A 1,649-nucleotide genomic window follows, 5' to 3' on the forward strand; every position below is an offset into this window, starting at 1 on the left:
TCAAGACCGTGATTGCGGAAATTGTCCGGAATATGGGGTCTACACTAGGAGCCTGCGGTGATTTAAACCGGAATGTGATGGCTCCTCCAGCTCCCTACAAGAACCGTCCAGAGTATGTGTATGCTCAGGAGTATGCCAATCACATCGCTGATTTGCTAACGCCCCACACCGGTGCGTACTACGAAATTTGGCTGGATGGTGAAAAGGCAGTGACCTCGGAGGTGAATCCTGCGGTGGTGGCGGCGCTACAGCCCAAGAGCAATGGCACTGTATTTGCTGAGGGAGAGGAGCCGATTTATGGCACCTACTACATGCCCCGTAAGTTTAAGTGCTGTGTGACGGTGCCGGGGGATAACTCGGTGGATCTCTACTCCCAAGATGTCAGTCTTGTGGTGCTCACCAATGACCAGGGGGATCTGGAGGGTTTCAATGTGTTGGCGGGTGGCGGCATGGGGCGCACTCACAATAAGGAAGAAACCTTTGCTCGCTTGGCAGATCCGATTTGCTATGTGGACAAGGATGATGTTTATGACCTGGTGAAGGCGATTGTGGCGACTCAGCGAGACTATGGCGATCGCGTCAATCGCCGCCATGCTCGTATGAAGTATTTGCTGCATGACTGGGGCGTGGAACGGTTTAGCCAAACCCTAGAGCAATACTTTGGTCAACCGCTCCAGCCGTTCAAGCCTTTACCTGAGTTTGAGTACAAAGATTATCTAGGCTGGCATGACCAAGGGGATGGCAAGCTATTTTTAGGCATCTCCATTGAGAATGGTCGGGTGCATGATACGCCTACCCTGCAGATCAGAACGGCACTGCGCGAAATTGAGCAACGCTTTGCACTACCGATGCTGCTGACGGCTAACCATAATTTAGTGCTGTATGACATTGATCCGGCAGCCAAGTCCGAGATTGATCAACTACTGCAGCGCTATGGTGTGGTGCCAGTGGAAAACCTGGATCCTCTAACGCGCTATTCGATGGCCTGTCCGGCGTTGCCGACCTGTGGGCTGGCGATTACGGAATCGGAGCGGGTGTTGCCCAGCATTAACGATCGCATTCAGGCGGTGCTCAAGCGGGTGGGCTTGCCGGATGAAGCCATCGTCATCCGGATGACGGGCTGCCCCAATGGCTGTGCTCGTCCCTATCTGGCGGAGCTAGGGTTTGTGGGGCAGGCATCGGAGGCCTATCAAATCTGGCTGGGTGCCAGTCCTCACCAAACGCGTTTGTCTGAACCCTATATGGATCGCATGGCGATCGCTGACCTAGAGAAAACCCTAGAACCGTTGTTCGCCCAGTTCAAGCAACAGCGCCAGATAGGGGAAAGCTTTGGTGACTTTTGCCATCGGGTTGGCTTTGAAGCGCTGCGGCAGTTTAGCGCGATCTATCAGCCCAAATCATCGCGATCGCCCAACCGCTCCCGCTATCGCATTGGTGTGGGGGATGAGATCTATGCCCAGCTCAAAACAGCTGCAGAACAGCAGGGCCGCCCGATGACAGAGTTGGCAACAGAAGCGATCGCTGCCTACTTGAAGACCGCCGCTGATTCCTAAGCCTCCCTTGACGATCGCGCCAGAGTTCTCCACAATGGAGAAAGACTGTAACGTTTTGTAAACGGTTGTGCTGCTAATGACTAACCCTCAACCTTC

The 1,649-nt window shown here is 54.0% G+C and carries 1 protein-coding gene; it reads left to right on the top strand.

Features of this window, described 5'->3' with window-relative positions; genetic code table 11:
* The coding region (gene sir, locus V6D20_03600) for a sulfite reductase, ferredoxin dependent (GenBank protein HEY9814875.1) at window positions 1-1,553 on the top strand (1,553 nt) is incomplete at its 5' end.
* Between the last annotated feature and the right edge of the window lie 96 nt (window positions 1,554-1,649).

This window comes from Candidatus Obscuribacterales bacterium (assembly GCA_036703605.1).
Taxonomy (GTDB): domain Bacteria; phylum Cyanobacteriota; class Cyanobacteriia; order RECH01; family RECH01; genus RECH01.